This is a genomic window from Vibrio rotiferianus CAIM 577 = LMG 21460, assembly GCF_002741985.1.
Taxonomy (GTDB): Bacteria; Pseudomonadota; Gammaproteobacteria; order Enterobacterales; family Vibrionaceae; genus Vibrio; species Vibrio rotiferianus.
In genome coordinates this window covers 192,376-210,608 of the sequence record NZ_APHW01000103.1, presented here as the reverse complement: position 1 = coordinate 210,608, position 18,233 = coordinate 192,376, and the positions used below count along the sequence as shown (strand labels likewise).

Here is an 18,233-nt window from a genome sequence, read left to right as displayed (position 1 = left end):
AAAATCGACAATTGAACTGAGGTTATCTATGAATCTTTCTGCTAAAACCGTGGTGGTTATTGCAATCGGTGCTGCACTATACGGCATTGGCGGTTTGCCAATGTTTGGCATCCCTGTGTTTGCAAACACGACGCTGAAACCAGCAATGGCGGTATTGGCATTGTTCTCAGTATTATTCGGCCCTCTGGTAGGCTTCTTGGTTGGCTTTATCGGCCACTGGGTTACAGACCTATTTGCAGGCTGGGGCGTATGGCTCACTTGGGTACTTGGTTCAGGTATTGTCGGTTTAATTATCGGTCTTTTCCCTTCTCTGACTCGCAACCGTTTAGAGAAAGGTGACTTCAATATGAAAGACTTCGCGTTGTTCGTGGTGCTTGCTCTATTGGGCAACGTATTCGGTTATGGCTGTTCAGCCTTCCTAGACACCATTTTGTACGCAGAACCGTTCACTAAGGTATTCACACAGCTGTCGATCATCGCGCTGGGTAACACTATTCTTATTGCTATTGTGGGCTTCTTCATTCTTAAGTCTGTCGCGAAACGTAACAAGCAAAGCCGCAACTTAACAGAGGCTTAATGTCGAATGACAATCGAATTTTCTAACTTCTCTTTTAGATATGAGTCGCTGGACAAACCGACGCTAAAAAATATCAATCTAAGGATAGAGACAGGAGAGAAAATCGTCATTATCGGTCCAAGTGGTAGTGGTAAATCTACCCTTGGCCAATGTCTTAACGGACTAATCCCACACGCTATCAAAGGGGAAACCAGTGGCAAACTGACCATCAATGGTCAAGACACCGCCCCTTTTGACATGCACCAATTCACCGAACAAGTTGGTACCGTACTGCAAGATACGGACAGCCAATTTGTTGGGTTGAGCATTGGTGAAGACATCGCATTCGCGTTGGAAAACCAATTGATGTCTAACATCGACATGTACCCTTTGGTCAAAGCTACAGCCAAAATGGTCGATTTGGAACAGATGTTAGATCGCTCCCCACATGATTTATCCGGTGGTCAAAAACAGCGCGTTTCTTTGGCAGGTATTTTAGTGGACGACGTTTACATCTTATTGTTCGACGAACCACTCGCTGCCCTTGATCCGAAGACGGGTAAGAAGACCATCGAGATTATCGATGAGCTGCACCGTGAAACGGGTAAAACCATCATCATTATCGAGCACCGTCTTGAAGATGTTCTGCACCGCTCTGTTGACCGCATCATTCTAATGGAAAGCGGTGAAATCATCGCAGATACCACACCGGATGAGATATTGGCATCCCCTCTTCTTAAGGAATACGGTATTCGTGAGCCACTTTACCTTTCCGCGTTGAAAGAAGCGGGCTGCGCGATTGAAGGCGATGCAAAGCCATCGAGCTTGAGCACACTGCCATTGGCGCAATACCAAACCGCCGTCAACGCATGGTTTGAAGCCTCAAAAGCAACCAACGTTGAAAAGCAAGCCGAGACTCTTCTGGCTGTTCATAACCTTACCTATTCCTACGATGGTGAGAAAAACGCACTTGAAGACGTTAGCTTCGATGTAAAGCGCGGCGAATTCGTTTCGGTTTTGGGTAAAAACGGCTCCGGCAAATCCACCATCACTAAGCTTGTGATGGGCGTGATTGAACCAGACCAAGGTTCGATGATGTTGAACGGCCAAGACTTAAACGAGCTAACGATTTTCGAACGCAGCCAAAAGGTTGGCGTGGTAATGCAAAACCCAAATCATATGATTTCGCATCACATGATTTTCGACGAGGTGGCTTTCGGCTTGCGTAACCGTGGTGTTGAAGAGAAACAAGTCGAAGCGAAAGTATTGGAAGTACTTGAGCTGTGTGGTTTGAGCAAGTACCGCCATTGGCCAATTGAGGCATTAAGCTACGGTCAGAAGAAGCGTGTAACGATTGCATCGATTCTTGCCCTAGAGCCTGAGCTTTTGATTCTGGACGAACCTACTGCTGGTCAAGATTACCGTAACTACACATCAATGCTGAGCTTTATCGAGAAGCTTAATCGTGAACTTGGCATTACTGTAATGATCATCTCTCACGATATGCACTTGGTTTTGGAATACACCACTCGTTCCATCGTGATTGCTGATAGCAAGTTGATTGCGGACGCGCCAATGACTGAAGTGTTTAGTTCCCCTGCACTGTTAGACCAAGCGAACTTGGCAACAACCAGTTTGTATGAACTGGCTACTGAGTTAGACATAGAAAACACGAACGGCTTTATGCAGCACTTTATTGACGTTGAAAAAGCGCGCCGAGAGGGTGATAACAAAGCCGATGTACAACCTTCAGAAACTCAAGATTCACAAAATAATGATGTTAAGAACATTGAGAAAGTAGTGGCATGAAAGACAACAAGATGAAGTTTGGTATCAACTACATCGATACCCAATCGCCACTGCACAAACTCAATGGCATCACAAAGTTTTTGACGTTCATTGCATGGGTCACTGTGGTACTTACGACCTTTGATTTGCGTATCATTGCTCTACTGATCGTTGTAGGTCTTGGTTTGTTAAAAATGACCAAGGTACCTTTCCATGTGTACAAGCCTTTACTGATCGGTACAGGCAGTGTTTTGTTGATTAATGCGTTGTTTATGTTCGCATTAGCACCACAGCAAGGCAGTGAATACATGGGCTCGACGACGGTATTATTGTCGTTACCGAGTAATTACTCACTCACCCAAGAGACCTTGTTTTACCTGGTCACCGTGACACTGAAATACTTCAGCATGTTCCCAATTGCCTTGGTGTTTGTGTTTACTACGCATCCTACTGAGTTTGCAGCAAGTTTGAACCGCATGGGTGTGCCTTACAAAATCGCCTATGCAGTCAGTTTGACCTTGCGTTACTTGCCCGAAGTGAAGAAAGACTTCGTGAACATCATGCACGCTCAACAAGCTCGTGGTGTTGAACTGAGCAAGAAAGCGCCGTTGTTTACTCGTATGAAGAACGTTTCTAAGATCTTAGGCCCTTTGATTTTCTCTAGCCTAGATCGCGCCGACCAAATCTCTAACGCGATGACATTGCGTGGTTTTGGTCGTCATTCATCTCGTACTTGGTACAGCCTAAAACCGCTGACCAAAGCCGATATGGTGTGTATGGCAGGCATCGTCGTGATTGTTGCCGCAGCGATTAGCAAACGCGTGATAGACACTCAACTGTTTTGGTATCCGTTCTAAACGAACCAGTCTCACGTTGAAAACCAAATACAAAAATGGGATGCCTCTGCATCCCATTTTTATAGCCAGCCTTCGCGTTAAGTTATTGAGTAGTAAGTACTAACTTAGTTCCATCTCAACACACGTGTTTCGTTACCCTCTCCCGGCTTGGCTGGGATATTTAAAGACAGTAACAAGCTCACTGCGGCCATAGCTGCACCAATGTAAAACACACTTGAAGGCGAAACCAACCAAATGACGCCAAAGGTTACCGGAATCACGACCGCGGCAATGTGGTTAATAGTAAACGCAACCCCCGCCGTTGAAGCCATATCCGCAGGATCAGCAATCTTTTGGAAGTAAGTTTTGATCGCGAGTGCTAAAGCAAAGAACAAGTGATCAATCACGTATAATGCCGCGGCCCACTCTGCCGTTTGCACCAAGCCGTAACCTACGAAAACAAAAATCAAACCAACGTATTCAAACATCAGAGCTTTGCGCTCTCCAACAGCGCCGATAAAACGGCCAATACGCTTAGCAAATAGGAAGTTGAACAAGTAGTTGATTAAGAAGAGAAGCGTAATATCTGCTGCCGAATAACCAAACTTCTCAACCATCAAGAAACCAGCAAAAACCGTAAAGATTTGGCGGCGAGCACCACTCATAAAAGTTAGGGCGTAATAAAGCCAGTAGCGCTTACGTAGAACCAGTTTTTTATTTTGAGGCACTTCTGTTTTGAATTCAGGGAAAGCAAAGGCCATGGCGATGATTAAGACGAAACCGACACCACCAGCCAGCAGATAGACGGTTTTAAAATCTAACTTCAATTGCTCTAGCAATACCCAAATTGCACCATAGGTAAACAAAGAAGCAAGCGCGCCTACCGAGATGAACTTTCCTAGCATCTCAGGCGCTTCTTCTTTGGAAAGCCATTGCAAAGACAAAGATTGCTTTAACGTTTCGAAATAGTGGAAGCCAGTCGACATCAACAAGGTAGTAAAAAGAAGTCCAAACAAAGATGGGAAATAACCTGTGATTGCCGTACCCAGTGTCAGCATCGCAAGTGAGACCAACATAAATCGCTGCTCTCTAATAAATAACAATACAAACACTACTGTAAACGCCAGAAACCCAGGAATCTCACGAACACTTTGCAACAGCCCGATATCTGCGCCATCAAAGTTGGCTTTTTCAATAACGAAGTTATTGAGCAACGCCATCCAAGTAGAGAAAGCAATCGGAACAATAATGGATATCAGTAGAAGAAAGTTTTGCGGCGTTCTCCAGTTTTTCGTTGGCGTGTTCATGGCGAGTCCTTAGAATATGAAGTCGCCATCATACTGCCAAATGTAACAAATTCGCAATATCATTATTACCTCTGCTAAAGAGCAAAAAGTACGCAACAATTTTTTAGCGTACTTATTTAATCAGCAAAGCAGAAGAAGCTGAGTGCTATCTAGAAAAACCAATGCCTTAATCGATATTTTTCACATTCAATCGGTTGTGGAATTCAAATACTTTTTCAGGGCAAACATCTATGCAACGACCGCAACTCATACAAGTTTGGTCCATTACACGTCGATCCCCCTCTTTGAGTGGTTGACGCAAAATGTCTGGCTCAGGGCAAACGTAATAACAGTCCATACATTTAGTGCAGTCTTCTCGTCGAACAGCGGTGACACGCAATAAACTCTTGCTGCCAATGACACCATAGGTTGCACCTAATGGGCACAGGTGACCGCACCAGCCATGCTCTACCAACAATAAGTCCAATACAAATACGAGCAATATCAGTACCCAGCCCGCCCCCATTCCAAATACTAAACCACGGTGAAGAGCAGCAACAGGATCTAACCATGTCCACAGGACCGATCCAGAAATCGCACTACCTAGCATCAAGGCAGGGATCAACCAATAACGGATATTTGGCGACCAACGGTAGCTCGCTTTAAGGTTGAGCTTTCTCCTTAACCAAGCCGCTAAATCAGTCACCATATTCAATGGACACACCCAAGCACAGAAGGCTCGAGGAGCAAGAATTGCGTAAAACACCAACACAATCGCAACACCTAGCAAAGCGTTAAACTCAGGAACATGTCCTGTGGCCAGCGATTGAAGGACAATCAAAGGATCACTCAGCGGCACCGTATTAAGCAACATACTGGAAGACAAATTCCCTTGAAGAATGCCCCATGTCGGCCCGGCCATAAACAACACAATGATCATCAGCTGGCATAAACGACGCAGAATCAGGAAGCGATGCGCTCGCCACCAGCCCAATTTCTCGATAGCTTCTTTGCCCGCATCTTGCGCTAAGTTCTTGGCCATCATTGACCTCCTTTAAGCGACTCAAGCGCTCCACTTGGAACAGGGGTCTCTTCTGGCAACACGTTCTCTAACGGCTTATCGATTTCTTGCCAGCCAAAGTTGTAATGGCTACCGACTTTACCTTTTGCTAAATCAGTCGGCACCACTTTGATGGCAGCGACATCCAACACACAAGCTTGCTCGCACTTACCACAGCCAGTACACACTTCGGAGTTTACTGTCGGGATCAGTTTCGCGTGATAACCCGTACGGTCATTTCTAATGTTTTCTAATGTAATCGCTTCATCGATTAACGGACAAACACGGTAACAGACATCACAACGCAAACCTTGCCAGTTAAGGCACGTCTCATGGTCGATGAGAACAGCCGTTCCCATTCGCGCATCATCGATGTCGGTCAAATCATGATCCAACGCGCCACTAGGACACGCCACGACACAAGGAATGTCTTCGCACATTTCGCATGGAATATCGCGAGCGGTGAAGTAAGGCGAACCTGTAGCAACTGGGGACAGCAAACTGGCAAGTTTTAAGGTGTCGTAAGGACATGCCTGGACACACAAGCCACATCGAATACAGGCGGACTCGAAGTCGCCTTCTGGTAACGCGCCTGGCGGACGAATGGGTACACCTTTGGTTTCGCGGGCTTGGCTCTGCAATGATTGCAATCCAAGAACACACGCTGCTGCACCCACACCAGCCGCAGTTCGGGCAGTATCACGCAAGAATCGACGTCGACCTTGCGAGACTTTTGACTGAGAGGATTTCATTATAGTTTTCCTCAAACACGCTCTAATTGCTCTCAAATAAGTTAAGCATAAATAGCGCTAAAAAGGCGTGCTCCCCATACCCCATAAGAGGTAACTCCAACCTGTCTTGATTAAAATCAACTCGTTGCAGATACCAACTTCACACTTTAATAAAAATGACCTTATTTCTAAAAATCAAAATTCGCCATTATTCTCCATAAAGGTGAAGTTCCTTAGTACAAAAATTCAACGAAAAATCACTCTCATTAGTGTTTTCAATGATAATTCACTATAAAAAATGAAAGTTAGAGATTCATAACATACTAACTTAAAAGCCATTTGAAGAGTAAAGGCAAAAAAATGCTATTCAAAGTAACGTTCTCTGGTTAGATTGAAGTTAATTCCAATAAACCTAAGGAGAGAAGCATGGAAATTATCGTCCGTCCAACCACTGTTGAAGACGCCGCTGCGCTAGTCGAAATTTATTCGCAACCAAAAGCACAACGTGAAACCCTGCAACTCCCTAAGCCATCTCTCGCAATGTGGGTCGACCGGTTATCAAACATACCTGCTGGCGTGTATAGCTATGTCGCGGAAATCGATGGCAAGGTAGTGGGTAATATTGGGTTTCATCATTCACAGCGCCCGAGAACTTCGCACACTGCTTCATTTGGCATTGGTGTACATGACAACTTCCACGGCTTAGGCATCGGCAGCGCGCTGATCAGTACCGTAATTGAGTTAGCAGATAATTGGTTGAATGTAAGACGCATACATCTTGAAGTGAATGCCGATAACGAGGCTGCAATAGGCTTGTATAAGAAACACGGCTTTGAGATTGAAGGTGAGCTTATCGATGCCTCTTTCCGAGACGGTGAGTTTATTAACACCTACAGTATGGCCCGCATCAGAAAACAGAAAAACTAACCGCTATCCACCAGAACAAACCTCCCGCTTATTCGCTATTGAAATCCAGCGGGAGTTTTTTATTGCTTCAAGTCCAAATAGTCTAACGCTCGTTTCGTTAACGATTCGGTATAAGGGTTTATTTTCCAGTGGCCAGGACTCCAACCTTTCACAAAGCGCTGAAAATCCGCCCATGCAACAGCAAACAACGGGCGCCATTCTTGCTCAACGGCTTCACCATCGAGTTGTGGTTGATAGTGATTCAGCGCATTCGTTAGTGCGGCAAAATAGGTATCCAGTACCCACGATTCCATCTCCGCACACTCGCTCGGCTCTACTGCGCTACTCATAAACAAAGCAACATCTTTCATTGCACAGCCATGACCCACGTACTGAAAATCTACCGCAGCGACCGCCGAACCGTCATCGTTAAAACAAAAGTTTGCGAGCTTGGCATCACCATGTACCAAGGTTTGAAACTGAGCTTGACGCAAAATGCAATCAATTAACTCAGCATATCGCTTAAGCCTATCATCTTGCAGTACTGCGAGTTCATCTGGTCGTGTATCCAAATGCCAATACGTACCCGTTTGCCATAACGCATCATGACGGCGACCAACATAGCGAGCGTGAAAGTTCGCCAGCCATTCTAAGCAGGCTTGCATCTGGATTTTGCTTGCTTTCTTAACTACGTTTGGAAAACCCACTTGAGAGAGGTCCTCCATTACAATCAACCACTCAGCTTCGTTTTGAAAACATTTAAGCCCTCGAGGGATCCGACAGCGCTCATCTACTGCTTGGCTAAAATCTTGATACCAACTGACTTCAACTTGGTAAGAATGCAACTTACGTTGATGTGAGCGATCGGTGTTCCAGCCTCGAGGATGCTCTGATGGTTTAGGAAGTTGGACATGTTTGACTACGACAGTTTGCTGAGGAAAAGTCAGTTTAACTAACTCACCGTAGCCACCCCATAGCGATTGGATCACAGTGACATGTTCAAGCTGACCTAGCTCTAATTCGTCACCGATGTTTTGATAGAGAGGATTGATCACTAACTCCATTAAGCCAGTAAGTGTGCCCATTGAGGATGCGTTGCCATGTATTTAATCACATAAGGACAAACAGGCACAACGCGATAACCTAATTCTTCTATTTTCGGCAATATCGCTTCCATCATTACGTTGCCATAACCTTGTCCTCGCAGTACTTCAGGTACCAAGGTAGACGTAATATGCATCTCTTTAGCCTTAAGCTCATAAACCACTTTCGCTTTATGGTCTTTCACCAAATCAACCCAAAAGATGGAATTTTCAGTGTCATGTGTCACTTTATGCATCTTTTACCCCCTATTTTTGGCAAACGTTTTATTGATTCAAACTATATCACTGCATAGAATTATTGCTACGTTTCGGCTTTGTAGCAAAACTTGCCGAAGCGCGTTACACCTAGGGGCGAATATAATAATGAGAAATACGACGGCTAGTGGAAGGGACAATCGAGCAGCCCTTCATGAAAAGTCTGTACAACAGCGACAGGCAAGTACATTAAATAGTACCGATGCTATGGGGATGGTAGAACATGGTAGTGAAGTGACATTAAACGTCACCACACCAGTAGGAACTAAGTTTATTACTACTAGCCTTTTTATTGGTTGTCATTCCAACAATAGTGCATTGATAGAAATCCCCAATATCTCTGATGACGACCTTAAGTTCTACTTTCAAGAAGGTTTCTGGGTTAACGTGAAAGCACTATCGCATCGAGGCGAAGGTGCGATTATTCCTTTTAGAGCCCAAATAAAGCACCGTCTTGAAGAGCCATTTCCAGTATTAGTTTTGACCTTGCCAAACACGATGCAGGTGTATCAACTTCGCAAAGAAGTCCGTTATGAAGTAAACCTGCAAGCCAAAGTGCATCTTAATGACTATAAAACTGATTGTGAAATACGAGACCTTTCCAAGAGCGGTTGCCGTTTTATAACCTCGCCTATGAGCAGACAAATACAAGTTGGTGAAATGGTTTCTCTTAATATCGTTCTGGGTGAGCGAGGTCCGATGCTCGCGCCGTTGAAAGGAAAGGTGTGTAATTTACAAAAATCTACTCATTATGCTCGTTATGGCGTTCAATTTGACGACTTTGGTAAAGCCAACGCCAAAAATCTGCTGGGGCAACTGAAGTTTAATGGCACAAAACTTATGCTCAAATAGTGTCAAACTACCAATAAAAAATAAGGCGCCAATAGCGCCTTATTTTTTATATTTTAAAGAAACTCAATTGCTCTTTTTGCTTCTCTGCCAAAAGGGAAAGCTCACTACTCGCGGCCGCACTTTGGCTGATTCCTGCCACATTTTGGTTGACCAGCTCAGACATGTTCACCACGTTTCGGTTAATGTCTTGAGTGACTTGTGACTGTTGCTCAGCAGCCGTTGCGACTTGAGTATTCGAGTCATTAATATCTGCTACTGATTCCGTAATACCGACAAGTGCATGATTTGCTTGTTGGGCAAGCTCATTGTTTTTTGAAAGCATGTCTAGACTCACTTGCATACTTTCATTCGCCAAACCAGACTGCGCTTGAAGCTCTTCAATGATAGATTGAATCTCTTCCGTTGATTTCTGAGTGCGCGCAGCAAGCATACGCACTTCATCCGCCACAACAGCAAATCCACGTCCAGATTCCCCTGCGCGTGCAGCTTCAATCGCCGCATTTAATGCTAGTAGGTTGGTCTGCTCAGAAACGCCTCGGATTACCTCAACCACATTGCTGATTTGCTCAGATTGCGATTGTAGACGCTGCACAACTTGGGCTGCATCTGTTAGCGCCTGTGACATGTGCTCACTTGCTTGCGCACTTTCTTTAAACACAGCAAGGCCTGACTTTGCTAACCCATCAGCTTCACGAGCTGTTGAATCAGCAGATGTTGCATTGCTACTAACATTATCTGCTGTGCTAGCCAATTCATTAACAGCCGACGCGACTTGCTCTATCTCGATTAGTTCTTGCTGCGCATTGGCTTCTGCTTGAGTCATCACCGCTGCCAGCTCAGTAGAGGCCGATGCAACTTCTTCACTAATCCGCATAAGCTGGTCAACAGTGCTACGCAATTGTTCCGCAGTTTGGTTGACATCTTTACTCAACATTGCCAACTCATTTTTACCATCAGACTCTGCTCGAGCATTCAGATTCCCTTGAGCTAACTCACGCATAACTCGTTGTAAGCTGACGATCGGTGTGACAATTTTTCCTGACAGAACCCAAGCGCATAACAGCGAGAATGCGAATACTGACAACACAATCATTGTCGCATTGCTCTGTACGCGTTGGCTCTCGGCTTCTGTCTGCTTCATACTTTCAGCAGCAACTTCATTGACACGTTTTGAAAGGGCATTCATTACTGCCACCATGTCATTGCCTGCTCGACGATAATTAGTGATTACAGCTTCTCGCTCAGCATTGGATAACAACCCTTGTTCAAAGCGCGACACCGTATCGATCACGTCGTGTGCATGCTTAATGTAAGCGTCCACTTTGTCCTTCATTACCATCGCTTGCTGGCGGTACGCTGGATTGGATGCAATTTGATTCAGCTCTTGATGGATGTCTTTAGATATAGATTTGAGCTCAGACACAAATGCCGATCTACGTTCTGGGATATACATGGCATAGATGCCACTAATTCGGAGGGGGTAAACCTGATTATCTATCGTTGCCAAAAGATCTTTGTAATGAATCACGGACTCGTTATTTTGAGTACTCTTCTCTAATTCAGCTTGTAAATCATTACGAGCAATACCTAGCGCAACCATTACTGCCAATGCGGTTGCCAAAACTGGCAGCAATACTTGCATTCTAACTGACAAGTTTTTTAATAAAGCCTGCATTTTCGCCTCAATATTAGGGTCTGTTGACCTTTTGCGGTTAAATTTTGTTCGAGATAAAAGCGTTTTAATCGCGGCGAGAGGTTTGTAGCCTAGTTATTCTAAGCAAAATCCTCTCAACAAAGAGTAAAACGCTTTTAGCCGAACCCTTCGGGCAGCGTTTGTGGCTCCTTTCTACTGCGTTATCGGCTTATCAGGTAGGGTAACTACATTTCAAAGCCTCTTCCTTGTATAAAGAACCCACAAACTGCTGCAAAAATCAGCTCAAAAGGTCAACAGACCCTAATGCATATTGTTTTATAAAAAGGGCAGGCATCGTATAGAAATGTACGTCAAGCGACTATCAAAATCCCACTATCGTCACGACAACAAAATTCTCTCACTAGCAAGAAGAAAGAAAATGGCTATGCCCAAATAACATTGAGGTGCTTGAGTATATTTTCCTAGATTCAAAAAAAAATCCCCAAGCCAATGCTCGGGGATTTTTATTGTTGCTATCAACAACCGCTATTACAGTTTGAAGAAGCTTAGTTGCTCTTTCTGCTTCTCAGCTAAGTGAGAAAGCTCTGTACTTGCACTTGCGCTCTGGCTAATACCAGCAACGTTTTGGTTTACTAGCTCCGACATATTCACCACATTACGGTTAATGTCTTGTGTTACTTGAGACTGTTCTTCAGCCGCTGTCGCTACTTGAGTGTTTGAGTCATTAATGTTTGCTACCGACTCAGTAATACCGACAAGTGCGTCATTCGCTTGTTGCGTCAGTTCATTGTTTCGAGCCAGCATTTCTAGACTAACTTGCATGCTGTCATTCGCCAGACCCGACTGTGCTTGAAGCTCTTCGATAATCGATGAGATTTCTTGAGTTGAATCCTGAGTACGAGCTGCAAGCATACGCACTTCATCCGCAACAACAGCAAAGCCGCGACCAGATTCGCCAGCACGTGCTGCTTCAATCGCCGCGTTTAGTGCTAGCAGGTTCGTTTGCTCAGAAACGCCACGAATCACTTCAATCACATCGTTGATTTGTACTGACTGGTCTTTCAAGCGCATTACAACTTGTGCAGCGTCGTTTAGTGCTTGCGACATTTGTTCACTTGCTTGCGCGCTTTCTTGGAAGATTGCTAAGCCAGATTGTGCTAAGCCATCCGCTTCACGCGCTGTCGCGTCTGCTGAAGTCGCATTATCGCTTACGTTATTTGCTGTGCTTGCCAACTCGTTAACAGCAGAAGCAACCTGCTCGATTTCTGCTAGTTCTTGTTGAGCATTCGCTTCAGCTTGAGTCATAACTGCCGCTAGTTCTGTTGAAGCAGACGCAACCTCTTCACTAATTCGAGTCAAGTGGTCGACCGTATCGTGCAGTTGAGAAGCAGTCTGGTTTACGTCTTTGCTCAACTGAGAAATCTCGTTATCACCGTCAACATCGGCACGTACTGAAAGGTCACCGCCTGCCAGCTTACGCATCACTTCTTGCAGTTTTTGAATTGGCGTAACGATCATTCCTGATAGGAACCATGCACCGACAAGCGAGAATAGAAATACAGATAGAACAGTGATCATCGCGTTATTTTGAACGCGGATGTTCTCACGGTTACTGCTTGCTGTCGCTTCAGTAGCAATTTCGTTAACGCGTTGAGATAACGCATTGATGGTTGATACCATCTCATTACCTACGCGACGGTACTGAGAGATAAAGTTACGGTATTCGCTATCCGACACTTGGCCGCTATCATGGCGATTAAAAAACTCTACTGCACGAGTTGAGTAATCAACATAAGCTTCAATACCCTTACGAACCTGAACGGCTTCTTTACGGAACGTTTCGCGGGCTTCGATCTTGTCTAAATCAGACTCAATCTCTCTCATGCCTGCTTTTAACTCATTTAAGAAACCATCTCGACGAGATACGTCATAGATCGCGTAAACGGCACTGATGCGCAATGGGTAAACTTGGTCATCAATATGAGCAAGAGTATCTTTATAAAAGACAAGAGAATCTGAGTTTGAAGCGACAACTTCTTGCTCAGCTTGAAGGTTATTTTTTGTGATCCACAGTGCAATAAACAATGCGAATGCGGTAAAGAGTACAGGGACAAGTACCTGCGTTCGTACTGACAGATTTTTCAAAGAAAACTGCATGATTAGCCTCGGATAGATTGGTCTTTGCTTCCATGCCAGTGGGATTATTCCCACGTGAATAAACAACGCGCCAATATTAGAGGTAGATCACAATTTTGTCCAGATAAAAGGCACATAATTTCATAAAGTTAGCGACAACATCCCGACTAAACGTCGGAATATTGTCGTTATTTTTATTTATGAAAATTTATGTCTTTATCTCAAAAGATATAAGAATTAATGCAGTTATTTTCGTAGAGAGTTCAGTTTCGCTTGAGCCAAACCAAATATCGTATCAATTGGGTATGACCCTTCATCTGTTGGCTCACCCGCAGCTTTCCCTGTAAATAATTCGATTGCTTCAGTGACGTGGTCAATTGCCCAGATGTGGAAATCCCCCTTCTCTACCGCTTTAACAATGTCAGAGCGAAGCATCAAATTGTGCACATTCGAGCGTGGGATGATCACCCCTTGCCCAGCATGACGACCTTTGATTTCACACACATCATAGAAGCCTTCGATCTTCTCATTGACCCCACCGATAGGCTGCGCTTCTCCAAACTGGTTCATCGAACCTGTGATAGCGATGTCCTGACGGTTAGGTTGCTTCGAGAACGCCGATACCACAGCACAGAACTCTGCCATGCTTGCACTATCACCATCAACGCCACCATATGATTGCTCAAAGGTAATTGTCGTTGTCAGTGGAACACGTGCCGTCTTCCCAAACACAGACGACAAATAAGCCGATAGAATCATGACCCCTTTCGAGTGAATGCTGCCACCCAGATCCACACTACGCTCAATATCAATCACATCACCGTCACCGTAACAGGTTGTCGCTGTGATTCGATTTGGCGCACCAAACATGTGATCGCTGGTACTCAACACCGATAGAGCGTTCACTTGCCCGATGGCAGAGCCATCAGTGTGAATCAAGGTCGTTCCATTAACGAAGGTTTCCATCACGCTATCTTGCAAGCGGCTCACTCGCATTTCCTGATTGCTCAGCGCTTCTTCCACGTGTCCGATGCGAATCATGTTGGAGTTCGCTTGGCGAGCAACGTAGTTCGACTCTCGCAATAAGTTGGCGATATTCGCAGAGTGAAGTGAAAGCTTGGTTTGGTCACCAGACAATCGTGAGCTGTACTCGATAATACGTGCGATGGCTTTCTTATCGCAATGGAGCATGTTGTTGTCGTTCACAACACTAGAAATAAAACGAGCATATTGCAGCTCTGAATCCGGTGTGCGTTTCATCTCGTCTTCGAAGTCAGCGGTAACTCGGAATAGCTCACCAAACTCCGGATCATAGTGTTGCAGCAATTGATAAGTACGATAATCACCGAACAAAATGATCTTGATATCCAGAGGAATCGGTTCTGGATCTAATGACACTGCGCCCGTTAATGTAACTTCCTTCTCTAGCGAGGTGAAACTTAGTTGGCGAGAGCGAATTGCTCGTTTTAATCCATCCCACACATAAGGCTGCTCAAGCACCTTCTGTGCATCCATCAGTAGCACACCACCGTTTGCCTTATGCAGGCTTCCAGCTCGAATCAAAGAAAAATCGGTAAACACTGTACCTTTAAAGGTCGCAGTTTCAATTGAACCAAACAATGAATGGTAGTTAGGGTTTTCTTCAACAACGATTGGAAATTCAGTGTTGTTACGGCTGACCAGTAAGTTCACTTTATAGCGACGTGGCAGTTTTTTATCCAACGACGCCGTCGCGATTTCACCTTGCTCACCACTCTGTTCAAGGAAAATGTCGGCGTTTTCAACAATATCTTTTTGCAGATCGGTTAAGTAAGTTTTGATTTCCGAATAGTCAGCGTAATCGACTTTCAACTGTTTGATAAAGTGGGTGATCACGTCTAATGTCACGTCATCGTTCAGCTTCTTGATTTTTTCACTAAACGTCTCTTCCCACTCGGTTAGTTCACGTATCATATTACGCAAACTCACTTCTAGCTCATCAATGCTGCTGCTAAAGTACTCTTGTTCTTTTTTACTGAGCTCGTCGAACGATTCTTCTGTATGTAACTCTTCACCGTTCATCGCAACAAACTGATAATCACCCTGGGTGGTGATAGTTAAGCTAATGCCTTTTTCTTTTGCTTCTTTACTGATGCTATCGAGCTCAAGTTGCTGCTTATTAGCCAACTGGTTCTTCAGGCGATCGGCACGGCTGTAGTACATCTCATTGTCAAATGCGAGGGGCAACGCGTTAAGTAATTTGCCCATCAACTTTTCAATGTCCGCTTTCAGCTTATTACCAATACCGCATGGCAATTTGAGCACCTTCGGTATGCGAGTGTCTTCAAAGTTCGCGACATAGCACCAATCAAACAGCGCTGCGTCATCATGCTGATGACGATTTAGATAACGCAAAATCATCGTGCGCTTACCTAGGCCATTCTGACCGATGGCGTAAATATTGTACCCTTTCTCCTTGATCGACATAGCAAACTCAACCGCTTTTTGTGCGCGTTCTTGGCCTACGATCTCATCAATTGGAGGTAATTCCTTGGTCGACTTACATGGCATATTTTCCAAATCAGCTGCTGAATACAGCTGTTTAGGTTCCAATCTTTGTACTGCCATACTTGCCTCCTTTTTCTTATTGTCTTTACCTCAGTGTAGAGATAATTTGTTTAAATTTAAGTGATTTATCTTCCACCGCAGTTCAATTGGACATTTTACGAACAGTTACACGCTTTTTAAAATGAAAACAAGTCGCACTTGCAATTGATAATTAATTTCATTTAATATCTACTCAAATCGAATTTTGTGGAGACGAAGATGAATATTGAGCAATGCTGGATGCGCTACTTAAAAGCAGAGCAGCTAATGGAGCAAGGCCACTGGCCAGAAGCTCATCGCTTGTACGAAGATGTGCTCAGTCATTTACCAAGTCATATTCATTCTGCACTCGAAAACGAACAAACCAAACCGTGTCAGTTCGTATGCTTAATTAGTGGTTTGCGCGACGCCAGCGTCGCGCAATCAGAAATACTCAACAAACTGGGACTTCAACAAGAAGCATTTTCAGCACTTAACCAATCTTATGCGTTGCTCCAGTTCTTGCAGCTAGAAAGCCATGACCTAATCAGTAGAGTCAGCCAATTGCTTAGCAAGCAGAGTGAAGATTTGTTAGCTCATATGGCTGCGTTTTGCTCTGCACAACGCAATGCGCAATGGATGATTGAACTTGATAATGTGACTCGCGCCCATGAGCAGTTCTTGTACTTGCAAGCCATGACTGCAGCAGAATCAGGCGTGACTCCACTATACAATTAAGCATCTCGGCATAGGAATCTGCCGCGACAAAATTCGACAGCAATAAAAGTAATTACAACTCGATACACAAGGAAACGTGATGTCCACACAAACCATTCTTTCGGTGAGCAACCTGTCTGTCAGCTTTACGACAAACGATGGTATCGTCGATGCAGTAAAGAATGTTAGCTTTGATCTACAAGCTGGTGAAACACTGTCTATCGTAGGCGAGTCTGGTTCAGGCAAGTCGGTTTCAACCAATGCGTTGATGAGACTGCTACCAGATAACGCTATTTTGCACTCCAACTCCTCTATCACTTTTGAAGGTGAATCGATTCTGGATAAATCTGAGCGCCAGATGCAAAGCATTCGTGGCGATCGCATTGGCATGATTTTCCAAGAGCCAATGACGTCTCTTAATCCATACATGCGCGTTGGAATTCAGGTAGCTGAGGCGATCATATGCCATCGCTCAGTGACTAAAAAACAAGCTAAAACTAGAGTGCTCGAACTGTTTGATTTAGTGCATCTACCAAATCCCCAACAAGCGTACGATAAGTATCCACACGAGTTCTCAGGCGGTCAGCTGCAACGCATCATGATTGCAATGGCATTGATTAACGAGCCAGATATTCTGATCGCCGATGAGCCAACTACGGCGCTCGACGTGACCGTTCAAGCAGAAGTGCTTTACCTGATCAAAGAGATCCAAGCCAAAATGGGCATGGCAATTCTCTTCATAACTCATGATTTAGGTGTCGTGAAGCACTTTGCTGACCGAGTATTAGTGATGTGTAAAGGTGAAGTGGTAGAAGAAGGCATCACAGAAACGCTCTTCTCTGACCCTCAGCATGATTACACCAAGATGCTGATTAACTCGATTCCGAAAGGCAATAAAGACCCTATCGAAGAAGGTGCAACTGAGCTACTCAGAGCAGACGACATTCGTGTTAAGTTTCTTGTAAAACCTCACTTTATTGCGAGCAAAAATGAATACTTTGAAGCAGTGAAAGGTATCTCCTTAGAGTTAAAACAAGGTGAAACGCTTGGTATCGTTGGGGAGTCTGGTTCAGGCAAATCAACGCTTGGTCGTGCATTGATCGGATTGTTGCCGTCAACTGGTAAAATCCAGTTCAAAGGGCAAGACCTTGCGCTTCTGACTGATAAAGAACGCTTTGCAATGAAAAAAGATGTACAAATGGTCTTCCAAGATCCATATGGTTCACTTTCTCCAAGAATGACCGTTGGTGAGATCATCACAGAGGGGCTCACTGTACATCAACCTCAAATGAGCAAAGCGGAACGAATGCAAAAAGCTCGAGATGTACTTCGTGAAGTGCGTCTCGACCCTGCATCCATTAATCGCTACCCGCATGAGTTTTCTGGTGGTCAGCGTCAGCGTATCGCCATAGCGCGCGCGTTAATCCTAGAGCCTTCTTTCATTCTGCTTGATGAACCAACATCGGCACTGGACCGCTCTGTTCAGTTAACGGTGATTGATTTGCTAAAAGATCTACAGAAGAAGCACAACATCGGCTACCTGTTTATCAGTCATGATCTTTCTGTAGTAAAAGCGCTCTCAGACCGTGTACTCGTGATGCAAAAGGGAGAAGTGATGGAGCAAGGTACAGCAGAAGAAATCTTCCATAATCCGAAGAGTGATTACACAAGAAAGCTGATTGATGCCTCATTTGATCTTGAAAACAATGAAAATCAACATGATGCTGCTTAAATTCATCACTGTTTCATATACATAAACTAGAGTTATATTGTGACGACAAGTCGTCA

Annotated in this window: 15 protein-coding genes; 7 read left to right on the top strand and 8 right to left on the bottom strand. The window is 44.5% G+C overall.

The genetic code is table 11. The features are described from left to right. The first annotated feature begins 28 nt into the window (after positions 1-28). Genes B853_RS19500 through B853_RS19490 form a run of 3 tightly spaced genes read left to right on the top strand, consistent with a single transcriptional unit; the run spans position 29 to position 3,201 of the window. The gene (locus B853_RS19500) at positions 29-577 is read left to right on the top strand and encodes an ECF-type riboflavin transporter substrate-binding protein (protein WP_005432209.1); all 549 of its coding nucleotides are present in this window, start codon (positions 29-31) and stop codon (positions 575-577) included. Positions 578-583: 6 nt separating this feature from the next. Then, positions 584-2,365 (top strand): ABC transporter ATP-binding protein, encoded by a 1,782-nt coding sequence (locus B853_RS19495; RefSeq protein ID WP_038887446.1) that lies wholly within the window; start codon positions 584-586, stop codon positions 2,363-2,365. Continuing rightward, positions 2,362-3,201 carry an energy-coupling factor transporter transmembrane component T family protein gene (locus B853_RS19490; RefSeq protein ID WP_038887447.1) on the top strand — a complete coding sequence of 280 codons (840 nt, stop codon included), beginning with the start codon at positions 2,362-2,364 and terminating at the stop codon, positions 3,199-3,201. The genes B853_RS19495 and B853_RS19490 overlap by 4 nt, the downstream gene beginning before the upstream one ends. Before the next feature lie 104 nt (positions 3,202-3,305). On the opposite strand, the gene B853_RS19485 is transcribed toward B853_RS19490, so the two are convergent. The 3 genes from B853_RS19485 to napG form a co-directional block, all read right to left on the bottom strand. Further along, the gene (locus B853_RS19485) at positions 3,306-4,487 is read right to left on the bottom strand and encodes an MFS transporter (protein WP_038887449.1); all 1,182 of its coding nucleotides are present in this window, start codon (positions 4,485-4,487) and stop codon (positions 3,306-3,308) included. Between the two features lie 166 nt (positions 4,488-4,653). Next, positions 4,654-5,508: a quinol dehydrogenase ferredoxin subunit NapH gene (napH, locus tag B853_RS19480; protein WP_038887451.1), complete on the bottom strand. Its 855-nt coding sequence runs from the start codon at positions 5,506-5,508 to the stop codon at positions 4,654-4,656. Beyond that, positions 5,508-6,278: a ferredoxin-type protein NapG gene (napG, locus tag B853_RS19475; RefSeq protein WP_010451011.1), complete on the bottom strand. Its 771-nt coding sequence runs from the start codon at positions 6,276-6,278 to the stop codon at positions 5,508-5,510. The genes napH and napG overlap by 1 nt, the downstream gene beginning before the upstream one ends. Positions 6,279-6,683: 405 nt before the next feature. Between napG and B853_RS19470 the strand changes: the two genes are divergently transcribed. Beyond that, positions 6,684-7,184, top strand: coding sequence for a GNAT family N-acetyltransferase (locus B853_RS19470; RefSeq protein WP_038887453.1), 501 nt, complete (start codon positions 6,684-6,686; stop codon positions 7,182-7,184). Positions 7,185-7,243: 59 nt separating this feature from the next. Here the strand turns inward: B853_RS19470 and B853_RS19465 are convergent, their stop codons facing one another. Together B853_RS19465 and B853_RS19460 are read right to left on the bottom strand one after the other, a co-directional pair. Next, positions 7,244-8,227: a phosphotransferase gene (locus B853_RS19465; protein ID WP_038887455.1), complete on the bottom strand. Its 984-nt coding sequence runs from the start codon at positions 8,225-8,227 to the stop codon at positions 7,244-7,246. Beyond that, positions 8,227-8,502 carry a GNAT family N-acetyltransferase gene (locus tag B853_RS19460; RefSeq protein ID WP_038887457.1) on the bottom strand — a complete coding sequence of 92 codons (276 nt, stop codon included), beginning with the start codon at positions 8,500-8,502 and terminating at the stop codon, positions 8,227-8,229. The genes B853_RS19465 and B853_RS19460 overlap by 1 nt, the downstream gene beginning before the upstream one ends. Before the next feature lie 127 nt (positions 8,503-8,629). Here B853_RS19460 and B853_RS19455 point away from each other — a divergent pair, with 127 nt between their 5' ends. After that, a complete protein-coding gene (locus B853_RS19455; RefSeq protein WP_038887458.1) occupies positions 8,630-9,373 on the top strand; it encodes a flagellar brake protein in 744 nt (247 codons plus the stop codon). A 46-nt stretch (positions 9,374-9,419) separates the two neighbouring features. Here B853_RS19455 and B853_RS19450 read toward each other — a convergent pair whose 3' ends face one another. The 3 genes from B853_RS19450 to B853_RS19435 all read right to left on the bottom strand — a co-directional run bounded on the left by B853_RS19450 (position 9,420) and on the right by B853_RS19435 (position 15,770). After that, positions 9,420-11,048, bottom strand: coding sequence for a methyl-accepting chemotaxis protein (locus B853_RS19450; protein WP_128826980.1), 1,629 nt, complete (start codon positions 11,046-11,048; stop codon positions 9,420-9,422). A 507-nt stretch (positions 11,049-11,555) separates the two neighbouring features. Beyond that, on the bottom strand, positions 11,556-13,184 hold the full coding sequence (locus tag B853_RS19440) for a methyl-accepting chemotaxis protein (RefSeq protein ID WP_038882889.1): 1,629 nt from the start codon (positions 13,182-13,184) through the stop codon (positions 11,556-11,558). A 225-nt stretch (positions 13,185-13,409) separates the two neighbouring features. Next, positions 13,410-15,770, bottom strand: a complete 2,361-nt coding sequence (locus B853_RS19435; protein WP_038882890.1) for a Lon protease family protein — start codon at positions 15,768-15,770, stop codon at positions 13,410-13,412. A 198-nt stretch (positions 15,771-15,968) separates the two neighbouring features. On the opposite strand from B853_RS19435, the gene B853_RS19430 reads away from it, so the two are divergent. Then, on the top strand, positions 15,969-16,466 hold the full coding sequence (locus B853_RS19430) for a hypothetical protein (protein WP_038882891.1): 498 nt from the start codon (positions 15,969-15,971) through the stop codon (positions 16,464-16,466). Between the two features lie 79 nt (positions 16,467-16,545). After that, the gene (locus tag B853_RS19425; protein WP_038882892.1) at positions 16,546-18,177 is read left to right on the top strand and encodes an ABC transporter ATP-binding protein; all 1,632 of its coding nucleotides are present in this window, start codon (positions 16,546-16,548) and stop codon (positions 18,175-18,177) included. Positions 18,178-18,233: the final 56 nt, after the last annotated feature.

Bases quoted from the DNA above. Each gene is read 5' to 3' on its own strand.
- B853_RS19430 (WP_038882891.1), top strand. From the start codon at position 15,969: ATGAATATTGAGCAATGCTGGATGCGCTACTTAAAAGCAGAGCAGCTA.
- napH (WP_038887451.1), bottom strand. From the start codon at position 5,508: ATGGCCAAGAACTTAGCGCAAGATGCGGGCAAAGAAGCTATCGAGAAA.
- B853_RS19485 (WP_038887449.1), bottom strand. From the start codon at position 4,487: ATGAACACGCCAACGAAAAACTGGAGAACGCCGCAAAACTTTCTTCTA.
- B853_RS19500 (WP_005432209.1), top strand. From the start codon at position 29: ATGAATCTTTCTGCTAAAACCGTGGTGGTTATTGCAATCGGTGCTGCA.
- B853_RS19435 (WP_038882890.1), bottom strand. From the start codon at position 15,770: ATGGCAGTACAAAGATTGGAACCTAAACAGCTGTATTCAGCAGCTGAT.
- B853_RS19465 (WP_038887455.1), bottom strand. From the start codon at position 8,227: ATGGAGTTAGTGATCAATCCTCTCTATCAAAACATCGGTGACGAATTA.
- B853_RS19495 (WP_038887446.1), top strand. From the start codon at position 584: ATGACAATCGAATTTTCTAACTTCTCTTTTAGATATGAGTCGCTGGAC.
- B853_RS19460 (WP_038887457.1), bottom strand. From the start codon at position 8,502: ATGCATAAAGTGACACATGACACTGAAAATTCCATCTTTTGGGTTGAT.
- B853_RS19425 (WP_038882892.1), top strand. From the start codon at position 16,546: ATGTCCACACAAACCATTCTTTCGGTGAGCAACCTGTCTGTCAGCTTT.
- B853_RS19490 (WP_038887447.1), top strand. From the start codon at position 2,362: ATGAAAGACAACAAGATGAAGTTTGGTATCAACTACATCGATACCCAA.
- B853_RS19470 (WP_038887453.1), top strand. From the start codon at position 6,684: ATGGAAATTATCGTCCGTCCAACCACTGTTGAAGACGCCGCTGCGCTA.
- B853_RS19440 (WP_038882889.1), bottom strand. From the start codon at position 13,184: ATGCAGTTTTCTTTGAAAAATCTGTCAGTACGAACGCAGGTACTTGTC.
- B853_RS19455 (WP_038887458.1), top strand. From the start codon at position 8,630: ATGAGAAATACGACGGCTAGTGGAAGGGACAATCGAGCAGCCCTTCAT.
- B853_RS19450 (WP_128826980.1), bottom strand. From the start codon at position 11,048: ATGCAGGCTTTATTAAAAAACTTGTCAGTTAGAATGCAAGTATTGCTG.
- napG (WP_010451011.1), bottom strand. From the start codon at position 6,278: ATGAAATCCTCTCAGTCAAAAGTCTCGCAAGGTCGACGTCGATTCTTG.